This window comes from Actinotalea alkalitolerans, assembly GCF_023369855.1.
Lineage (GTDB): Bacteria > Actinomycetota > Actinomycetes > Actinomycetales > Cellulomonadaceae > Actinotalea.
The window spans coordinates 17,806-36,472 of record NZ_JAMBPP010000019.1 but is presented as its reverse complement, the minus strand read 5'-3'; the positions used below and the strand labels follow the sequence as shown (position 1 = coordinate 36,472).

Genomic DNA, 18,667 nt, shown 5'->3' with positions numbered 1-18,667 from the left:
TCAGACCCATGTCGGGCCGTCGCTGAACTCCTCACCGGCCAGGATCAGAGAGGCCGCCTCGAGGTGTCGCAGTGCGTCACCGAGCACGAACGCCAGGCTGAGCGGCTGCACGCAGAAGATCGCATCGCGCACGAGGCGGCGCGCGTGCGCCACCACGACCCCAGCAGGGAAGACCGAGGGCATCTCCTTCTCGACGAGGCCCGTTCCGGGCGAGAGCTCGTCGAGCAGCTCCCACGCGGCGCAGAGCTCGAGGGCGGCCTCCGACATCGCGGGGCAACGCTCGAGCGCGACGGTCAAGACGCCTCGGATCGTCGGGATCGGGTCAGGGCCGGCCTCCGGCTGCGGCCCGAGCTCCGGGAAGAGCGGCACGACGCTGTCCACGATGGGCTCCTTCTACGGGTGGTCGTAGAAGGGAGGGCGAAGGGTGCGCACGGGGTGCGAGGGGCGGCGGGGTGGCGGTGCTCAGCCGGGCAACTGCCCGGTGATGTTGGGACACGCGGTCATGCTTGGTGACCAGACGGGTCGAAGCCGCTGTCTTTGCGAGCAGCCGACAGCCGTCAGTGTCGAGATGCACCGGCGAATGGGAAAACGGGGCATAGCCAGATCAGCGGTCGGATCACGAACTTGGTGCGCGGCCCTTCTTTAGGTTCGCGAACGGCAGCCTCCCGTGGTCAGCAACGAAGTCGGCGAGCAGTTCGGACTCGACGTCCTCGGCGTCCCGCCCCGAGGCAGCGGGTCGCCACGCCACGAGCAGCTGTCCCGGGTCCGCGAGCTGCCAAATGTAGCGCCCGCCCCAGTGGCCGGCCCGGTTGTCGAGGCCGTGACGCCTGTACTCGAGCAGACGCTGCCGCAGGCCCTCCCGGCCGGCGGCCTTGCCGATGTACAGCACCGGCGTACCGGCCACCCACCGCTCTCGGAGCCGCTCCACCGGCACGACTGGGTCCCGGCCGCCGCGGAACGCCGCGCTGGTCGAGGCCAGGAACTCGACCGTCTCCGGTACGGGATGAGCGACCAAGTACACGCCGGCGACATCGGGGATAGCAGCGGCAGGCAGGTCGGCGAACGTGACCCACCCGCAGAAGCCCTGGCCCGTCAGCTGCTCAACGGACCACCCTCGCCGCGCTGGCTCCGGGCTCACGGAGTCCTCGACCAGCTCGACACCGCCGATGTCGTCGACGACGTAGACGTCGATGTGCAGCACCGCGCGTAGTCGCGCTGGCACCCGCAGCACGTGACGGACTACCGGGGTGGGGACCACGACCGCGAACCGCGCGGTGGGGTCGTCCAGGAGCGGCATCCGGCGCAGTAGCTGGCCGTACAGCACGTCGGAGTCGGTGCCCGGCTCGGAGGTGTGGCCCTTGGCTTCGGCGTAGAGGATCTGTCCGTCGCGCTGGGCGACCACGTCGCAGAACTCCACCTCGGTGCGGATGGAGGTCCAGCCCTCCCCTGCTAGCCAGGCACAGAACGCGGCGACCACTCGGGCCTCGTCGCCGCGGCCGCCGACCGCCGCGGCTGGCAGTTCGCTCATGGCGGCACGTTACGCCGAGGAGCGCACGCACCTGACCCGTTCCCACGACGGTGGGCGATGCGCGGCCGCAGCGCGCCGGCGCTGTGCGGTGTGTCTACACCGTGTGGCCCGCTCTGCGACGCCGCTCCAACTGAGTCGCCCCGACCATCCGGTGGGCCGCAACCGGTGCCTCCGCTCTGGCAGGAGTGCGTGGAAACGGACTACCAACGAGCGGCGGACGGGCAGTACCGTCATCACCATGCCAGGGCGATACGACCAGGGTGACCTCAACGTCTACGGGGCTGAGGACGACGAGGAGATGGACGCCATCCTCAATGCGCTCGAGCGCGCGAACCTGGCACCCGAGCCGCGCACAGGCCTGCCGAACCCGACGATCGATCGAAGGCGATAGACCGGGACCGCGTCCGGGGCAGGGGGTGTGCCTTCGAAGGTGACGTGGCGCACGGATCGAGCCCCGACCCGTCACGCCGCGTCTTCGCGGCCGGCCTCGCGGTGCTGCCGACGCGGCAGATCGGCTGAGATCCGTTCGGTTGCGGGCCACCAATGCACCAGGACGACGCTCGTCACCGGCGACACTCGGGGCTACATCGCCTCTGGCGGCGTCCAGTCGTAGGCGCGCGGATCAAGATCGTCGTCGCGCGGCTCCCACCGGTAGAGGCCGAAGGTGCCACTGGTCGAGTCAACCTCGCCTTCCTCCGTGAAGCCGATGTCCGACAGCACACCCATGACGCATTCGCCCGGGTGGCCGAGAGCCCACTCAACCTCGCCGCGGGTCACGATGACGGACTGCCCAGCCGTCACTGTTCCCTTAGCTTCGAGGTAGATCACTGCACCGCCCTTGGTGGCCTTCGCGTCGAAGGAGTTGCCGTATCGCGTGTCTTCCACAGTCCAACCATCTTCTTCGTAGCGCTTCATCAGGAGGGCCTGAGCTGCATCCTCGACCTTCTTGCGCCGCACCGGGTCGCTCATCCAGCCCTGACGCGGAGCGCCTCGCGGAAGAAGGACGAGATGGATCGCCGTATCGCCGCGGGCCGCATCTGGTTCGGTGAGGATGAGAGTACGATCCCGCGCGGCATCATCTTTCTCGACGAGACGAGTGATCAGGTCGCGATCTCGGTGTTCGAGCAGGACCGCAAGGCCGCAAGCACCGACATGCGCAACCTCATGGGCGAGATTGTCTTCGAGAACCCCAAGGACCGGCGCGTCCTTGCACGTTGGCTCCGTCTTGTCACCGGCGGGACAAAGGACGCCGTCGTCCTCGATTTCTTCGCGGGCTCAGGTTCGACTGGCCACGCCGTCATGGACCTCAATGCGGCGGATGGCGGGCACCGCCGATACATCCTTGTCCAGCTTGACGAGGCGGTTGACCATCCGCACTACGACACCATCGCCGGCATCGCCCGTGAACGCCTACGCCGCGCCGGCGCACATGCGAGGCAGGCAGCTGGCCTGCTGGGTGCCGAGCTCGACGTCGGTTTTCGATCGCTACACCTGGCAACGACCAACATGGCTGACACTCTCGCGACCGCTGACGACCTGGTGCAGTTCGAGCTCACTGAAGCAGTCGGCAGTGTGAGGCCCGACCGCACCGACGAAGACCTGCTGTTCCAGGTACTGCTCAACTGGGGGCTCGACCTCGCCGAGCCGATTGCGGTTGAGAAGGTTGGTGCCCGACGAATGCTGTCGGTCGCCGATGGCGCTCTGATTGCGTGCTTTTCCAACGAGGTCACCGACGCCGTCGTGAAGGAGATCGCCAGCCGACATCCGCTGCGCGCCGTGTTCCTCGATGCGGGCTTCGCCAGCGACGCCGCACGCATCAACGCCGAGCAGATTTTCCGTGAGATATCACCTGAGACAGAGGTAAGGGCGATCTGACTCGATGAAGCTCCAGTTCAAGGTTCAGCAGTACCAGACCGAGGCCGTCGATGCCGTGGTCGACGTGTTCAGCGGGCAGCCGTACGCCGACGGCGTCAAGTATCGCATCGACCCCGGCAAGGACGCCGTGCTGTCCCTGCTGGAGGATGCGGGGCTGCGCAACGCGGAGATCGCACTGACCCCTCCGCAGCTTCTGGAGAGTGTGCACGCGGTACAGCGAGAGCGGGGCCTGCCGCTGTCGAGGGACCTGAGGGACCCGGTCAAGAGGTCCGCGGCTCCGATCAATCTCGACATCGAGATGGAGACCGGCACCGGCAAGACCTACGTGTACACGAAGACGATCATGGAGCTGCACAAGCGGTACGGGTGGTCGAAGTACATCGTGGTCGTGCCGTCGATCGCGATCCGCGAGGGAGTGAAGAAGTCGTTCGACATCACTGCAGAACACTTCCAGCAGTTCTATGGCACCAAGCCACGCACGTTCGTCTACAACTCGTCGCGGCTGCACGAGCTCGAGCGATTCTCGTCGGATGCGGGCGTGCAGGTGATGATCATCAACATCCAGGCGTTCAACGCCACCGGGAAGGACGCCCGCCGCATCTACGAGGTGCTCGACGACTTCCAGTCCCGCAAGCCGATCGACGTGATCGCGGTGAACCGTCCGATCCTGATCATCGACGAGCCGCAGAAGATCGAGGGTGACGCGAAGAGGCCCTCGAAGTCGCTGGAGGCCCTCGGCCTGTTTAACGCCCTGTTCGCGTTGCGCTACTCGGCGACCCACAAGATCGAGCGCACGAAGGTGCACCGCCTAGACGCGGTCGACGCGTACAACCAGAAGCTGGTGAAGAAGATCGCGGTGCGCGGCATCACCGTCAAGCACCTGGCCGGCAGCACCGCGTACCTGTACGTCGATGGACTCGAGGTCGGCAAGGGCGCAGACTTCCCGAAGGCCCGAGTCGAATTGGAGGTGCAGACCGCGGTCGGCATCAAACGGCAGGTGAAGAGGCTGAGCCAGGGCATGAACCTGCACGACATCTCCGGCGGCATCGAGGCCTACAAGGGCCTGTTCATCCGGGACGTCGACGCCAACCGCGACATCATCGAGCTGAGCAACGGCGACGTCATCGCCGCGGGTGAGGTCACCGAGGATGTCGCAGAGGACCAGAAGCGCCGCATCCAAATCCGCGAGGTCATCCGTGCCCACCTCGACAAGGAGCGCGAGCTGTTCGCGCAGGGCATCAAGACCCTGTCGCTGTTCTTCATCGACGAGGTCGCCAAGTACCGCGACTACGACCGCGAAGACACCCTCGGCGAGTACGCCCGGGTGTTCGAGGACGAGTACGGCGCGGTTCTGGCTGACTATCTCGGCCAGCTTGACCTCGATGAGGCCGCCGAGCGGTACCGCTCGCACGTCGAGGCGATCCCCGTCCGGTCGACGCACGAGGGCTACTTCTCGATCGACAAGAAGACCGGGCACTCAGTGGACGGCAAGATCGCGGCCCGTGGCGACTTCGCGGGCCAGTCCGACGACGCCGACGCCTACGACCTGATCTTGAAGGACAAGGAGCGGCTGCTGTCGTTCGAGGAGCCAATGCGGTTCATCTGGTCGCACTCCGCGCTGCGCGAGGGCTGGGACAACCCGAACGTGTTCGTCATGGGCATGCTCAAGAAGAGCGACAACACCACGACCAGGCGGCAGGAGATCGGCCGCGGACTGCGGCTGTCGGTCGACCAGCACGGCGAGCGCATGGACAACCCGGTCACCGTGCACGACATCAACGAGCTGACCGTCGTCACCGACGAGTCGTACACCGACTTCGTCACCGCGCTGCAGAAGGAGATCGTCGAGTCGCTGTCGGCCAGGCCGCGCAAGGCGAGCGTCGACTACTTCACCGGCAAGCACATCACGCTCGCTGACGGCTCGACGAGCGTGCTGGAGAAGGCCGTCGCGAACGCGCTGTACAACTACCTCATCAAGAACGACTACGTCGATGATGACGGGCTGGTCACCGATGCGTACAAGGAGGCGAAGGCGTCCGGGACACTCGCGGCGCCGACCGCCGAAGTCCTAAAGCCGATCGTCCACTTCGTCTGGCCGTTGGTGGACGCGCTCTACCTCGATGTGCCCAAGCCGACCGACGGGCGCAAGCCGAAGAAGATCCCGTTCAACGAGGCCAACTTCAAGAAGCGCGAGTTCCAGGAATTGTGGGGCCGCATCAACCACAAGGCCGTCTATCAGGTCGAGTTCGACTCTGCCGAGTTGATCAAGAACTGCATCAAGACGCTGGACAAGTCCCTCAACGTGACCGTCATGCAGTACCTCGTCGAGAGCGGCAAGCAGGTCGTGGGCTTGGAAGTCGAGCAGCTCGAGGCGGGCACCGGCTTCAAGGTCTCCGAGACGAAGGTCGAGCACTCGGCCGTGTCGGCGGGCTCGACCGTCAAGTACGACCTGCTCGGCGAGATCGCGGAGAAGACGCAGCTCACCAGGCGCACCTGCGCGGCGATCCTCACCGGGATCAACCCGGGCACGTTCGCGAAGTTCAAGCAGAACCCCGAGCAGTTCATCACCGAGGCCGCCCGACTCATCAATGAGCAGAAGGCCACCGTCATCGTCGAGCACCTCACCTACGACCCGCTCGACGGTCGCTACGATTCCTCGATCTTCACCGAGAGCCAGACCGCCCAAGACCTGACCAGGGCAGGCGACAAGCTGAAGAAGAGTGTCTACGAGTACGTCGTCACCGACTCGAAGATCGAGCGGTCGTTCGTCGAGAAGCTCGACGTCAGCGACGAGGTCGTCGTCTACTCGAAGCTGCCCCGCGGGTTCTTCATCCCGACCCCGGTCGGCGACTACAACCCCGACTGGGCCATCGCCTTCCGCGACGACACCAGGAAGATCAAGCACGTCTACTTTGTCGCCGAGACCAAGGGCTCCATGTCGACGCTACAGCTCAAGGGGATCGAAGACGCCAAGATCGAATGCGCCCGCAAGTTCTTCGCCGCGCTCAACGGCAAGGCCCAGCACGATGGCGTGAAGTACGACGTCGTCGACAGCTACGACTCGCTCCTCCAGTTGATTGGGGCGTGAGGCTACTCGCCGTCTACAGCCAGTCGCGACCCCGCGCGGTAGAGATCCAAGCGATAGCGGCGATGTCGCATCCCCGTGTCGCTCTCCAGTTGCGGCCGCATGGCGATCGGGCAGTACCGCAGGTACCTGCCCACACGGTAGTCGTCGGGCCTGGTGCCGAGGTTGCGCGTACCGCCGCGAGGAGTCCTTGATGCGCAAGCAACACGCAGCACCTGCGGCGTGCGGCCGCGCCGAGCAGCCCTCATGGGCGAGGGACTGGCGGTGCGGCTGCGCAGATGGCCGGCCGGCTACTTCGTCATGTAGACGCGCCGTGCCCTTGTCTCGTCCGGGGTGGAGACGTACGCCGCACCGACGCCAAGCTTCTCGATTTCCGCGCTCAGGTCGGCGTCCCCTCTTCCACGAAGCAGTCCGGCGACCTTCCTCGAAGCGGGATAGTTGGTGCGGAAGATGATCTTGGCCCCCACGTTTCGCAGAATGTCGTCGTGGAAGTCCTCGACGCTCTGGCTCGCGACGACGACCGAGACACCAAACTTGCGACCCTCCTTCATCAGCAGGGGCAGTGTTGGGTCCTTCGCCATCCTGTGAGCTTCGTCCAGGACCACACCTAGGCGGAGCTGGTCGCTCTGACCCCATGCGAACATCTCGCGATAGACGCGCCGCAACACGAACGCGGCACCGAAGGTCTGGACCTCCTCGAGGCCGAGTCTACTGAGGTCCACGACCACGCCGTCACCCCCAGTAAGGGCGTCGAAGCTGCCTGCCGTGTCGTCTGCAAACAAGCCGAAGTCAGTGAGGGGACTCAGCCGTTCCCGTGCGTTCTTCCCCTGGGCGCCCTTCTCAACAGCTTCGATCGCTTCAGCGAAGTCCTGCATCGAGGGCACGCCGGACCCGGGCGTCGTCCCAACCCAGCCATGGGCCGCATATGCCTGGACGAGAGCCTTGTAGACGTGGTTCTGCTGAATGCGGCCCAGCTGCGCGACGAAGCCGATGATCTCGGCGATCTGCCAGGCGACGGTGTTGATGGGTTTGCCCGGTCCGACCTCGGGTTCGAAGGGGCTAAACGGCAACCCGAGCGCAGCGTCGATGACGCGCGCGCCCTGGGGTGGTGCGGCCGCCATGTCTCCATGGAAGTCGAAGACCAGCGACGGCAAACCCTGGCGGGCGAACTCGCCGATGATGCGGCGCGTGGTGACCGACTTGCCCTGGCCAGGGATGCCCACGATCAATGCGTGGGGGCTGCCCTGGGTGCTGAGGTTCCAGACCACCTCCGACCCAGTCGATGTCTGGCCCAGGGCGACCGCTAGGTGCCGCGGATGAGCCGGTTCGGCGTCGTCGAGCGCACCCGACTTCGTGGGCTGGGAGCTGGCGCCGCCCGCGGGACGGCCATCCTCTGAGCCCTCGCGCTCCGGCGTGCCTCGATCGGCATCCGAGCGTCCCGTGTAGGGGTCGCTCCCCGTATCCGGGGGTGGCCCAGCAACCGGGAGCTCTGTGTCGCGGCCACCGCCCTCTTCGCGAGGAGCGTTCGGCGGCACCTCCTCGGGCGTCGCCTCGCGGAGCTGCGCATCGCCCTGACGAACGGCTGGCACCTCGTGGTGCCCAGTATCGGGGCCGCCGGCGCGCGTCGTGAACCCGAGTCGTCCGAGGTCCCCAGCGGTGAGAACCGTCATGGGGACGTCGCCGTACTTCTTCTTCATCCCGTGATTGCCGTTCAGGCTGATGACGAACCCGCGCAGGGAGATCTCGGCGGGCTCGCCGGACTCCTCGATCCGATCGATGTACCGATGGATGTCCGGGAGCTTGCTCGCGTCGATCAGGCCATGAGCCTTGGAGCGGTCGGCGTAGTAGTGCAGCAGGCTCGCCAGCCGCGCACGCTGGAGCTCACCGTCCACCCGCGGTGGATCGCTGGCGAAGAACCGAGACTCAAGGAGGCGGCGGGTATCCGTCAGTTGGTCCAGGATGATGTCGGCGAGCGCCTGAGGGAGTCGCGCCTCCTGGCGGGACTTGACCTCAAGGCACTCGATCTTGAATGACCTCTGTCCGACCCTGACGAGGAGAAGGTCGCAGCGGCGCGTGCCGTCGTTCTCGTCCCGTACGCCTGCGCCAAAGATCTCGTTGTGGGCGTCCACCGGGATGACGATCTGACCATCGAGCTCCCCCGTTTCGCGCAGGTGCGAGATCACTGCTGCCAGTGATACCGCCTCGCGTGCTCGCGAGGTGTCGCCAATGAGCCGGAGGGCAAGCCTCCCGGAGACAACGGCCAGCGTTGAGAGGACCGATCCGACACTGTGAGTGACCTCGTGCAGTCCAAGGTCCGTCATCGCGGACGCAAGGAGGTGTTCGACCTCGGCTCGATGAGCTGTGGTGACCGTGAGGCGATCTCCGATTCCCTCTACGAAGTCGGGCGCGTAGTCGAGTATGTAGGCGTCGCTGTCACCGGATCGGGGAGACTCGTAGAGGTCAACGCCGACAAAGCGGTCGACGCTAACCACCCAATCAGCGCGCTCATGTACCGATCGGTTCTGCGCCAGGTGGTCACCGTCCAGCACTACCTGAACGGCAGGCACGGCACCATCCTCCCGTCCGAACATGCGGCCGAGCGCCCGCTGATGCGCCCCGTGAGCACCCGCGAGGTCAGTACCGTTCCGTGCGGGACGGCTTCCTGTGACCGGCACGCTCTCCCAGACGAGGCCGCCCTCCCCTTCCCGGCGGCTGGTTGTGACCGGAACGAGCAGATCACCAAACGAGGCAGCCCTCGGCGAGGCTGCACTCCAGCCGACACGAGACCGACCCACGTCCTGCACCAGCGCTAGGTGGGCCGCTTGGGCGTCCTCAAGCAGCCGGTCGGTAGGGCGAACGGCCACAGCGAGTGGCGGGAGGAGGTGGTTGCTGCCGCGTTCGAACTTGTCGTCACGAAGTGCATGCTGGAGGCTCAGGAGCGCGGGAACGGGTCGAGAGTAGGCGGCACTATCGGTGTAGGCAGTCACCTCGAGGCGGTGGGGGTCCTCGGCCGTCGAACCTTCCTCTTGACCTAGGCCGTCCCCCCTGACGAACTCCTCGAGGGCGCCGGAGAGCATTTGGCCCGCTCCAGGGCGGATGGCAAGTACGCGCAGCGCCTCACCTGGGTCATGGGACATCTCGTAGGCGCGGAGTCGCTCGGCAACGAGGCCGGAGGACGCCACGAGAGCAGAGCCCTTCCGTTCGAGTCCGAGCACGCTGACCACCGCTTCCGCGGCCGCTTCGCTATCGCTGTCACCCGGTACCAGGTAGAGACCTGCGCCGTGCGTGAGTTCCTCCGCGTACACCGCGAGCCGGTCATCGCCGTCGACGACGGTGAACGGGCAGTTCGAGGCGACGACCCGCGACATCAGGTCGACGTCCACCTGAGCCTTGCGCGACTGCTTGGGCATGAGCCCGACGAGGCTGTTCGCCCAACCCCGCAGAGCGGCGTCGTGCTGGCCGACCCACGCCAAGCGCAGAGGATGCAAGGGCGAGAGCACAACGGCATTCACCGTAGTGTTGCTTCGACGAACCGAGAGCGACAAGCCGTCCAGCAGCAAGAGTTCCCTGATTGCCGCCCGGTCCTCCGCGCTCTCCAGTGCCCGCCGATAGGCAGCGAGGTAGGCGCTGACCAGGGCGCGAACCTCATCGTCCCAAGAGAGCGATTCGACCGTGTTGCGAGGGAAGCGGGACTTCATCAGGGTGAGCAGCTCGGTTCGCGCGCGCTTGACCGCCCTTGGTAGCAGGAGGTCACGCGCTTCGACGGCCTCTGGCGCCAGGACCGACCCGTAGCTCCCCGTCGCCTGAAACCGCATCGGACGATCGGCGGCCTCCACCGCCCGTCGCTGAAGATCGATGACGACGGCGGAAACTCTGATCTGAACGGCGCGACGGTTACCGAGTCTGAGCCCGAACACCTGGCCGGGCAGATCCCAGGTCACCTGGTCTTCGGTGAGTTCATCCATGCCATCCAGTGCCGCGCGAACTGCCGCCTCCGGAAGGGACACGGCGGCCGAGCGCCTCGTGGGGGACGGAGGCTCGCCGCCAAGGAGGATCTGGAACTCCTGACTGTCGGCCGTTGCACTGCTGCCGTCCACCAGGTTCACAGGTTCGCCGTGCTCTCCGACGGCGGTCAGGGACACCACGAATCGGTTTCCTGACGAGAGCGCGTCATCCTCAAGGGCAACCTTGACCGTTCCGCGGCGCTTGTCGCCCTTGACCATCTGAAGCGCCAGGGGCTCAGGATCCTCCTCTCGCATGTCGCTGGGAGGCAGGACCTCGAGCCGCCAGCTGTGTACAGCCGCAACCTTCGCCGGGTGTGTCTTCCAGGCAACGGTGAGTGAGGCGGTCTGCCCTTCCGGCACCTCAAGCGTTAGCTCACCGCCGTCGCCCAGCTTCAGCCCGCTCCTGGCGACTCGTCCGTCGGGCAGCAGGAAGGGTTCAAGCTCCAAGCGCTCCAGGTCGTCCTTGATAGCCTCGGCCAGCTGCCACAGGTGGAAGGACAGGTCCGGGCGCGCCTCGGCGATCTGCCGACCCCATGCGTGAGGGTTGGTGAGCTGCTGTGCCTGGCAAAACGCCCGGAGCGATCCGCGCCAGGGTCCGTCGGCGAGGCCTCCGGAGTTGAACCGCTCGTCGAGGCTGCTTGTTGGCCGGGTCGGCCGGCTGATCGCCTTCGTGGCGATCGCATTCGACGCCAGCCGGGTCGACGGCTCAGGCCCCAAGTCGGGCACCAAACCGATCCGCCAAAGGTTGTGCCCAAGGGTCTCCTCCGTGGGGGCCACGCAGAGCGCTGACAAGAACTCCGCCCACGCCTCAGCCTGGCCGCGACGGGCAGCGCGAAGCTGAGCCACGCCCTCGCTCGCGGCGCTCCCGAGAAGCTGGTCTCGAAGCTTGCCCTCGACAGCTTTGAAGATGTCAAGTGCCGGGCGACGCTCGAACGAGTTGTCGAGCGAGCTCGCCGCGCCGCCTTCACCGAGGGGTACCAGCAAGAGGAGGGGCCGCAGCTTCCGGTTGCGGAGCTCGATGGCTCGCTCCGGCGCCACCTCGGACACGAGCTGCGGCTTGGAACGCAGTATCAGCACATCGGCCCCGGCTACGCGTCCGGCAAGGTCCCGGGCCAGGTGCGCGGCGAGCCTCTCGTCGATGTCGTCGACCCGGACGCAGTGCCCATCGGCTGCGCTGCTCAGCATGCGTTCGAGCTCATCCGCCAGGGCATCGGCGAGAACAGACGTTCCATCGGTCATCGCACAGACTCCCGGGGTCGGGTAACGAACTGGGCGTCGAAGTCGTCCGACAGCCCTTCAAAGCAGCCGAGCAGCTGCAGATGGCGCGTGAAGGCGGCGAGGTTCTCCGAACTGCCGCTCCGCGCGTCGGCGGTATCGAACTCAGCCGGCGGCCGGTCGATGAGAAGCCCAAACCGCCCGTCAAGGCGGTCAAGCAGTTCCCTGATCGTCAGTCGGCTGGTCGTCCGACTCCCGTCCGCCTCTACGAAGCACATGCATAGGAGAGTCGTCAGCAGTTCGTCGGAGGGCGCGTATCGCCAGCTGGTCCTCGAGGTGAGCACGCCGGTGATCAGTCCGTAGGCCTTGGTGACCCCGCCGGTCGACCAGAACCACTTCACCTGGTTCTCCAGACCGCGCTTGCGTAGGCCTTCGATGAGGACAGCTTTCAACTGGTCCCCGAGATCGAGGTCCGAAGCACTCAGCTCTTCGATAAAGGCGAGGCCGTCCTCGTCAGACCTCTCCACCATGTCGGCGCGGATCGTTTGGAGCTGCATCCCGAGAGCCATCTGGGCCATCGGATCATCCCGTGCGCCCGCCATCGCGGCCAAGCGCCCCTCGGCGTTCGCCTCCTTCTTCCGAAGCGTCGGATGGACGTCCGCCGCCAAGCCGACCGAGCGGAGGAGCAGCCGATCTCCGAAGAACCCAGACATCGCCTCAAGGTCCCGCTGAATGCATGCTCCCGCTAGCTCGTCCGAGGCGCTCCCTCGCTTCCGCGTGAAGTCACAATAGATCTCAAGACCAGGGTCCAGCGTAGGATCCTCTCCCTTAAGCAGCTGCCGCACCGTTCGGGCACTCCGAAGGGGAAGCTGGAACAGGCGCAACGCGACGAGACCGGCCATGTGTGCGTAGGCCTCAGCCACGGGAAGCGCGGGTCCAAAGAGATTCAAGAAGTCGACCAGGTCCGTGCCGAGGGGCAAAACGGCGCTGGGCACCGGCGGGTCGAAAGCCGCTGTACCATCCGGGCTGACGTCCGTGTGCTTCGTTGCAGGTGCGAATCCCTCCAGGAATCGCAACGCAAGTAGCGTATCGATATCGACCGGCTCGCTCCCATCGAACTTCGGTTCGCTATAGGGAAATGCACCGAGATCGACGTTGCGCCCGAACGTCCCCAGGACGAGATCATGCAGATGGCGTCGCGGATTGAGTGCTCCGCGATCGGTGAGCACATGGACCATGCTCCGGAAGGCCAGGACGTCGGCCCGGCGATTTCGGCCGGGCGTCTTGGGCAGGCCGCTCCTGTAGGACGCGACCGTCAACGTCCGCACGAAACCCATCTGCGCATACGCCCGCCGCACCCCGCCACGTTCGAACTGGAGCACCGACGCCCTCACCCACCCGTCCAGGACGGCGCGCCCCTCGGCGGTCTGGACGCCCAGGATTTGGGCATTGGACGCAAGTTGGTCCAAGTACTTGTCGTACTCGGTCGCATCCGTGCGCGAGGCGCCCCGCCGGCCCTGCTTCACTGCGAGCTCGAGGAGGTGGGTCATCATCCTGTCAATATCGACGTCATTGAGCTCGACGTCGATGATCTGCGGCGTGGCTAGCGAATTATACGCTTTGGGTCCGATGGTGAATGTCATGCGGGGAGCTCCAACCGGATCGAGCCTTCGGTTCGTGTGGCCGTAGCCACGCTCCCGGTTGAGTCGACGATAAGGACCGCGTCAGCGGCTTCGCGCGACAATTGGCTCGCAAATCCATCGATCTCTTGCAGCACAGAGTCGGCCCCTTGATCGTTGACGATCTCCCCGTCGGCCGCGCGAAGGATGACCTCTGCCGTGTCAAGGGTCAGAGCGATGCGCGGTCCATTGCGGTGCGAGAGAAGAAGGAAATCCGGTACGGACTCGACAAATCGGCTTGAGTTCATAGCGACATCAATGGCGAACCCCTGCTGGGGCACCACCTTGAGCACCGAGTACTCGGCGTTGGCATCGCCAGACCGGATCGCCAGACCCGTTCCCGAGAAGCCGAATGCTCCCACAAGGCGGCTCATGCCGAGAAGGATCCTCGCCTTGGTGGGCTCGGGGTCAACACTGGTGAGCATCTCAACGAACTCGTCCAGGTAGCGGTAGGCGCGCAGATCCGCTCTGCTCACCTTGTCCCGCTGCCAGGCCCCAAAGAAGGCTGCTCTCGCCGCCGTTGCGGCAGTTGGGTAGCTCGCCGCCGGATCAGTTCGCTCCGCTTGACGGCGCAGAGCGTCCACCACGGGCGCCGGCACCGAACCCGGGTCAAGCTGCGCCCACTCATCAACGAGGTAGTCGTGGCTGCCGACCGAGAAGGCGAGGTCGAACGCCCGCGCTCTATCGAGGAGGCGCGCGTCTCGTCCGCTAGCGACCACCTCGTGGACGTCGGTGCATGCGCGATCGCCCGTGAGCGAGAACGCGGCAGCCGAGCGGAGGTCTCGAAAGGTTGCTCTTCTCCGTCGGCGTAGATGGCTCGTCAGCACCAGCTCAGCGAAGGCTTCGGCGCCGACGCCCGAGAGCAGGGCCTGATTCGCGTAGATCGGACAGGCGGTCCGCGCTCTGCACTCACCACATGCGGCCCACAGCTCCGGTCGGGTGAGCTCGGCCAGCGTGCGCTGCCCAAGACCTGGTGCGGCTGGCCGACCTGCCAGCGATCGCCGCTTCAAGTCGACGACGGCAACCCGAGCATCGAGCGAGGCACGGCCGTCCAGCTCCGCTCTGACCGCCAGGGCCATCTCTTCCAGGTCGCCCTCGTGGGCGTCGAAGAACTGTCGGAGGCGACCATCGTTGACCGCGATGAGTGCGACCTCGGTCTCAGGACATGCGGCCGCCGGTGCGAGTGCCTCGAGAACCAGATCGTCGCTGCTCTGGGCGCCATGCGACTCGCTTGCGTCGAAGACCGCGCGGAAGGAGCGGCCATCCAGCTCGAGGTGGTACCCGGCTTCGTCCCACCGCCGTGAGACTGCGCCGCGGCCCTTGAGGTGCTCGCCCAGGCGGACGAGGAACGACGTCTTTCCATCGCCGGGGTTCCCGGTGAGCAGGACGACACTGAGGTCACCCTCGAGGATTCGAGGCGTCAGCTCCGAGTCCAGCAGGGTCGGCACGTACGTGGTCTTCGCGAACTCATCGTCCAGGCCGCGGTTTCCGGCATTCCCGGCCGAGCTGGCACGGTAGAGCCGCCTCAACGAGTCGACTGTGGGATTGACCTTGAACTCGTCCATCGATGGTGGCGGGTCCGGCAAGAGTGTCGTGCGGACCGCTTCGAGGAGATCCTGGGCCGTAGCCGGCCGACTCATCGGGTCGAGGGCGACTGCTGCGAACAGCGCGTCGAGCAGCGCTGCTCCGCGAGGGCCCCACAGCTCGCGCTCGGCCGCGGTGGGAGGTTGCAGTCTCGCCGCACCCGAGCCGGGGACCGAGACCGCGTCTCGACCCAACATCAGGTAGATCAACGAGGCCCCGAGCCCGAACAGGTCAGCCGAGGCGGAAGCGCCTCCACCGGCGCGGACCTCCGGCGCGCAGAAGCGGGGATGCCAGCCCGCCAGGGGGTCGCCACGGTGCACGCTCAGTCCGAAATCGATCAGGGTCGCCCGCATCGAGGCGTCGACGATGACGTTGGTGGGCGTGATGTCGCCGTGCACCTGCTCCTTGCCGTGAATGTAGGCCAAGGCCTCAAGCGCGTCGGAAGCGATCCCCCGGAGCTGATCAACCTCTGGGACAGGCTGGACGTCGGCAAGGTTGACCCCTTCGATGTATTCGCTCACCAGGTAGTGCGGTGACGTGTCGGCCTGCACGTCGTACACCCGGGCACAGCGCTCGTGCCGGAGCTTCTCCGCGGCGCGGTACTCCCGCATGGCTTCAGCGGGCAGGTCGCGGAGGAATGCCTTGAGTACCTTCGACTGCTCCGTCCGCCTGTCATAGACCAACCAGGTCTGGGCAAAACCGCCTGCGCCGAGGCTTCGCTTAACCTCGTAGCGGTCGTCGATGAGCGCGCCCTCCTCGATGTCGATCGGCTCGCGCGAGGGCGGCACGACCACAACCGGCGCAGTCAGTCGCTCACCGAGCTCTTCCGCCGTCGGCCGCTGGGCCGGATCTGGATGCAGTGCGGCGACCAGATCACCCGCCCACGACCACTCCCGGCCGAGCGCCTCGGAGAGTTGGTCGTGGCTCAGGTCGGTGGCTTCGGCGCCGAGGAGCCAGGTAGCCAGGCACAAGGCGAGGCTGAAGACGTCCGACGCAGGCAGTGCGAGCGCGACGTTGGTCGCGCACTCGGGTGCGCGGTAGTCCTCACTGACGTCGAAGTCCGGCGCCCAAAGTGCCACCGACACGTCGCCGGCGATCCGAGCCAGGTGGAAGTCGCTGAAGATCACTCTGAGCCCACGGCCAAGCCACACGCGCGTGGGATGAAGGGCCCGGTGAACCAGCCCGAGCCCGTGGACCTCCGCCAAGGCACTAAACGCGTCCGCAGTAACTCTCCGAGCGACCTCTCGCTCGAGGTGACCCTCCGGGCGGGCGGGGTCCGCCTCCCGAACCGACGCCGCGAGGCTTCGACGCTCGAGCGGGGGCACAACTGGGACGACGAACAGCCCGTGCTCGTCCGAACTGAAGAAGGGGAGGGGCCGCCACGTGCGATTGAGGTCTGCCAGGCGGTTCAGGGCTCGAGTCTCCCGCTCGAGGAACAGGCGGGGGTCACCGTGCTCAGCAAGCTCCGCTGTGCGGTAGCACTTGAGCACCACTTCGTGACCCGCCCCGGTCTCGGCGGTGTAGCCGAGCGCGGTGCCGGGAACCTCGATCCGTCCGGTGATCGTGTAGTCGCCGAGGCTGTGTGCGCGCGCGCCTACAGGCGGCATACCGCGGAGGAAGCCGATGACGCCGTCGCGCACGCGGTGGATCCCTTCGGGTTCTTCGCGGTCGAGGCGTGCGATCTCGGCCGCGGCGATCGCGAGGGGGTAGATGCGCTCGCTGGGATCGTGATGGGCCCCCTGCACCAGGGCGAGTCGATCGTGGCTCAGGACAACACCGGAGAGAACGTGCCGGCCCCTCAGGTCCTTGTATCCGCGGACCCTGTCGCGAAGGAGGCCGGCGACCTTACGGGCAAGCTGCCCGTTGCGGTTGAGTGGATTGATACGCCAATCGTCGCCAACGAGCCACCGATTGTCGTCGACAACGACGCGCGGGCCCCATGCCTTCTCCTCGAGCACGAAGACACGGTGCTCGCCGATGACGATGAGGTCGACGTCGTCCCTGTTCTCACCGGGGAGCTTTCGCCCGGCGAGGATGAGCCACCTCGCCGGTAGCTCGGCGGCGAGACGCTCGGCCGTCTTCTGCTCGCCCGGACCCTCGTACTCTCCCAGCAGTTCAAGCGTTGCCACGTGCGGTCCCCTGGTAGTCGTCAGGCCACACCCACTGGCGCAGCAGATCCCTCGAAACCCCGCGGACCCGCTGGAGGTACGCATTGTCCTTGGAGTACGTGATGACGAGCTGGTCCTTCGCTCGAGTCGCGCCAACGTAGCCGGTCCTCGCCTGCTGGGGACCGCCTGCGGCTTCGAGACCAGGGAGGTACTCAAGGCCGCAGAGGAAGACCGCCTCGAACTCGAGCCCCTTGGCTGAGTGCACGGTCATCACCTTGACCTTGTTCTCGGTCAGGTCCAGCTGATCCGCGTCCCGAGGGAGGGCCACCTGGGGTTCGATCCCTTCGGCCTTGAGAGCGTTGCACACGGAGCCCAGCTGGAAACGGCGGGTGTAGAGAACGGCGATATCCCCTGGGGACCGTGAGCCCTCCCGAAGGACCGCAGCGATGTCCGTGGCGATGGCCGTGGTCTGGTCTCTCAGGTTGTTCGCGTACACCAAGTCAACCGGGGGGCCGTCGGGCGCCAGGTCGCGCCGCTCCACTTCGAGGGCATCATCCAAAGCTGAAGTCACTTCCAGGATCTGCCGCGTGGATCGGTATGGAACGGTCAGCTCCACCTCATCCACGTGGTGACCTGCGAGCGCCTCCAGCATGCTGGCGTCGCGGTAGAGGGCCTGCTTGGGATCCCCGGCGAGCGCGATCCCACCACGGCCGGGACGCACCAGCGCGAAGAGGAACGTCGTCCACGCGCCGAGGAAGTCCTGCCACTCGTCAACCAAGATCGCGTCGACTACGTGGCGGGCATGGCGGAGCTCGCGGGCTACGTCCCGCCTCGCTTCCTCCTCGCCCTCCATGCTGATCCTGAACCCGTGGTTCGAGACGAACCGTCCGAAGGTCGCCACCTGGACGTTTGGCTGGTCCGCGACGAGCCGCCTGAGGTGCGGGGCGAGGAGGCGGTTGAAGCAAAGGATCTGGATCTGCCAGTCCGGGTGCTGATCGGCAAGCCAGCGCGCGCGGGCGGCGAGGACGAGTGTCTTCCCGCTTCCTGGGGGGCCGGTGACGAGAAGCACTTCATCGACCGCGCGCACTGCGACGGCGGCCTGCTCTTCGTCGAGGGTGACTCGCGCGGCGGCTCGCGCACCCGCTCCCTGATCGCTGAGCGGCCCACGGGAGACGGTGTCGAACGTGATGAGCGGTGCGAGTCTGCTCACCAACTCGCGCGCGACGTCGGCGTCGAGTGGCTTCGACGGGAGAAGGTCCAGCCAGTCCGCACCCACCGCCTCTTCTACGCTGAGCACGCCATCTGCTGTGGGTACGCCAGTCTCCTGGATGACCCTGCGTCCGATGGAGACGTCGGCGACCGCGGGGATGTCCTGGCGGAGGTTCGAGATGCGGCGGTTCAGCTCGATGCGCCCAGCGGCGCCGTCGCGCGCAACCTCGATCGCGAGCAGGCCCTTCTGCTGGTGGAGCCCGAGGAGGTGCGGCCGGGTATCGCTATCGCCCCGAAAGACTCGAAACCCTCCTAGGGCGAGCACGTCGGCGAGCAGGCCGACAACGTCCGCGTCCTTCACGAGCCGTATCCCGTTACGC

At 66.3% G+C, this 18,667-nt stretch carries 10 protein-coding genes; 3 read left to right on the top strand and 7 right to left on the bottom strand.

Annotated elements, in window-relative coordinates:
* Together M1R94_RS18250 and M1R94_RS18245 are read right to left on the bottom strand one after the other, a co-directional pair.
* The gene (locus M1R94_RS18250; RefSeq protein WP_249383162.1) at nucleotides 1–381 is read right to left on the bottom strand and encodes a hypothetical protein; all 381 of its coding nucleotides are present in this window, start codon (nucleotides 379–381) and stop codon (nucleotides 1–3) included.
* Nucleotides 382–616: 235 nt separating this feature from the next.
* Nucleotides 617–1,528: a hypothetical protein gene (locus tag M1R94_RS18245; RefSeq protein ID WP_249383161.1), complete on the bottom strand. Its 912-nt coding sequence runs from the start codon at nucleotides 1,526–1,528 to the stop codon at nucleotides 617–619.
* Between the two features lie 238 nt (nucleotides 1,529–1,766).
* Here M1R94_RS18245 and M1R94_RS18240 point away from each other — a divergent pair, with 238 nt between their 5' ends.
* Nucleotides 1,767–1,919: a hypothetical protein gene (locus tag M1R94_RS18240; protein WP_249383160.1), complete on the top strand. Its 153-nt coding sequence runs from the start codon at nucleotides 1,767–1,769 to the stop codon at nucleotides 1,917–1,919.
* A 191-nt stretch (nucleotides 1,920–2,110) separates the two neighbouring features.
* On the opposite strand, the gene M1R94_RS18235 is transcribed toward M1R94_RS18240, so the two are convergent.
* Nucleotides 2,111–2,497: a protein NO VEIN domain-containing protein gene (locus tag M1R94_RS18235; RefSeq protein ID WP_249383159.1), complete on the bottom strand. Its 387-nt coding sequence runs from the start codon at nucleotides 2,495–2,497 to the stop codon at nucleotides 2,111–2,113.
* 39 nt (nucleotides 2,498–2,536) lie between these two features.
* On the opposite strand from M1R94_RS18235, the gene M1R94_RS18230 reads away from it, so the two are divergent.
* On the top strand, nucleotides 2,537–3,403 hold the full coding sequence (locus M1R94_RS18230; RefSeq protein WP_249383158.1) for a site-specific DNA-methyltransferase: 867 nt from the start codon (nucleotides 2,537–2,539) through the stop codon (nucleotides 3,401–3,403).
* A gap of 4 nt (nucleotides 3,404–3,407) precedes the next feature.
* Nucleotides 3,408–6,491 carry a type III restriction-modification system endonuclease gene (locus tag M1R94_RS18225; RefSeq protein WP_249383157.1) on the top strand — a complete coding sequence of 1,028 codons (3,084 nt, stop codon included), beginning with the start codon at nucleotides 3,408–3,410 and terminating at the stop codon, nucleotides 6,489–6,491.
* A 287-nt stretch (nucleotides 6,492–6,778) separates the two neighbouring features.
* Here M1R94_RS18225 and M1R94_RS18220 read toward each other — a convergent pair whose 3' ends face one another.
* The 4 genes from M1R94_RS18220 to M1R94_RS18205 are packed head-to-tail and all read right to left on the bottom strand — an operon-like array spanning nucleotide 6,779 to nucleotide 18,648.
* Entirely contained in the window at nucleotides 6,779–11,731 is a 4,953-nt protein-coding gene (locus M1R94_RS18220) for a helicase HerA domain-containing protein (protein WP_249383156.1), read from the bottom strand.
* Nucleotides 11,728–13,350 (bottom strand): DUF3227 domain-containing protein, encoded by a 1,623-nt coding sequence (locus tag M1R94_RS18215; RefSeq protein ID WP_249383155.1) that lies wholly within the window; start codon nucleotides 13,348–13,350, stop codon nucleotides 11,728–11,730. The genes M1R94_RS18220 and M1R94_RS18215 overlap by 4 nt, the downstream gene beginning before the upstream one ends.
* Nucleotides 13,347–17,099: a protein kinase domain-containing protein gene (locus M1R94_RS18210; RefSeq protein WP_249383154.1), complete on the bottom strand. Its 3,753-nt coding sequence runs from the start codon at nucleotides 17,097–17,099 to the stop codon at nucleotides 13,347–13,349. Before M1R94_RS18210 ends, M1R94_RS18215 begins: the two co-directional genes overlap by 4 nt.
* Nucleotides 17,086–18,648, bottom strand: a complete 1,563-nt coding sequence (locus tag M1R94_RS18205; protein ID WP_249383153.1) for a 3'-5' exonuclease — start codon at nucleotides 18,646–18,648, stop codon at nucleotides 17,086–17,088. The genes M1R94_RS18210 and M1R94_RS18205 overlap by 14 nt, the downstream gene beginning before the upstream one ends.
* Nucleotides 18,649–18,667: the final 19 nt, after the last annotated feature.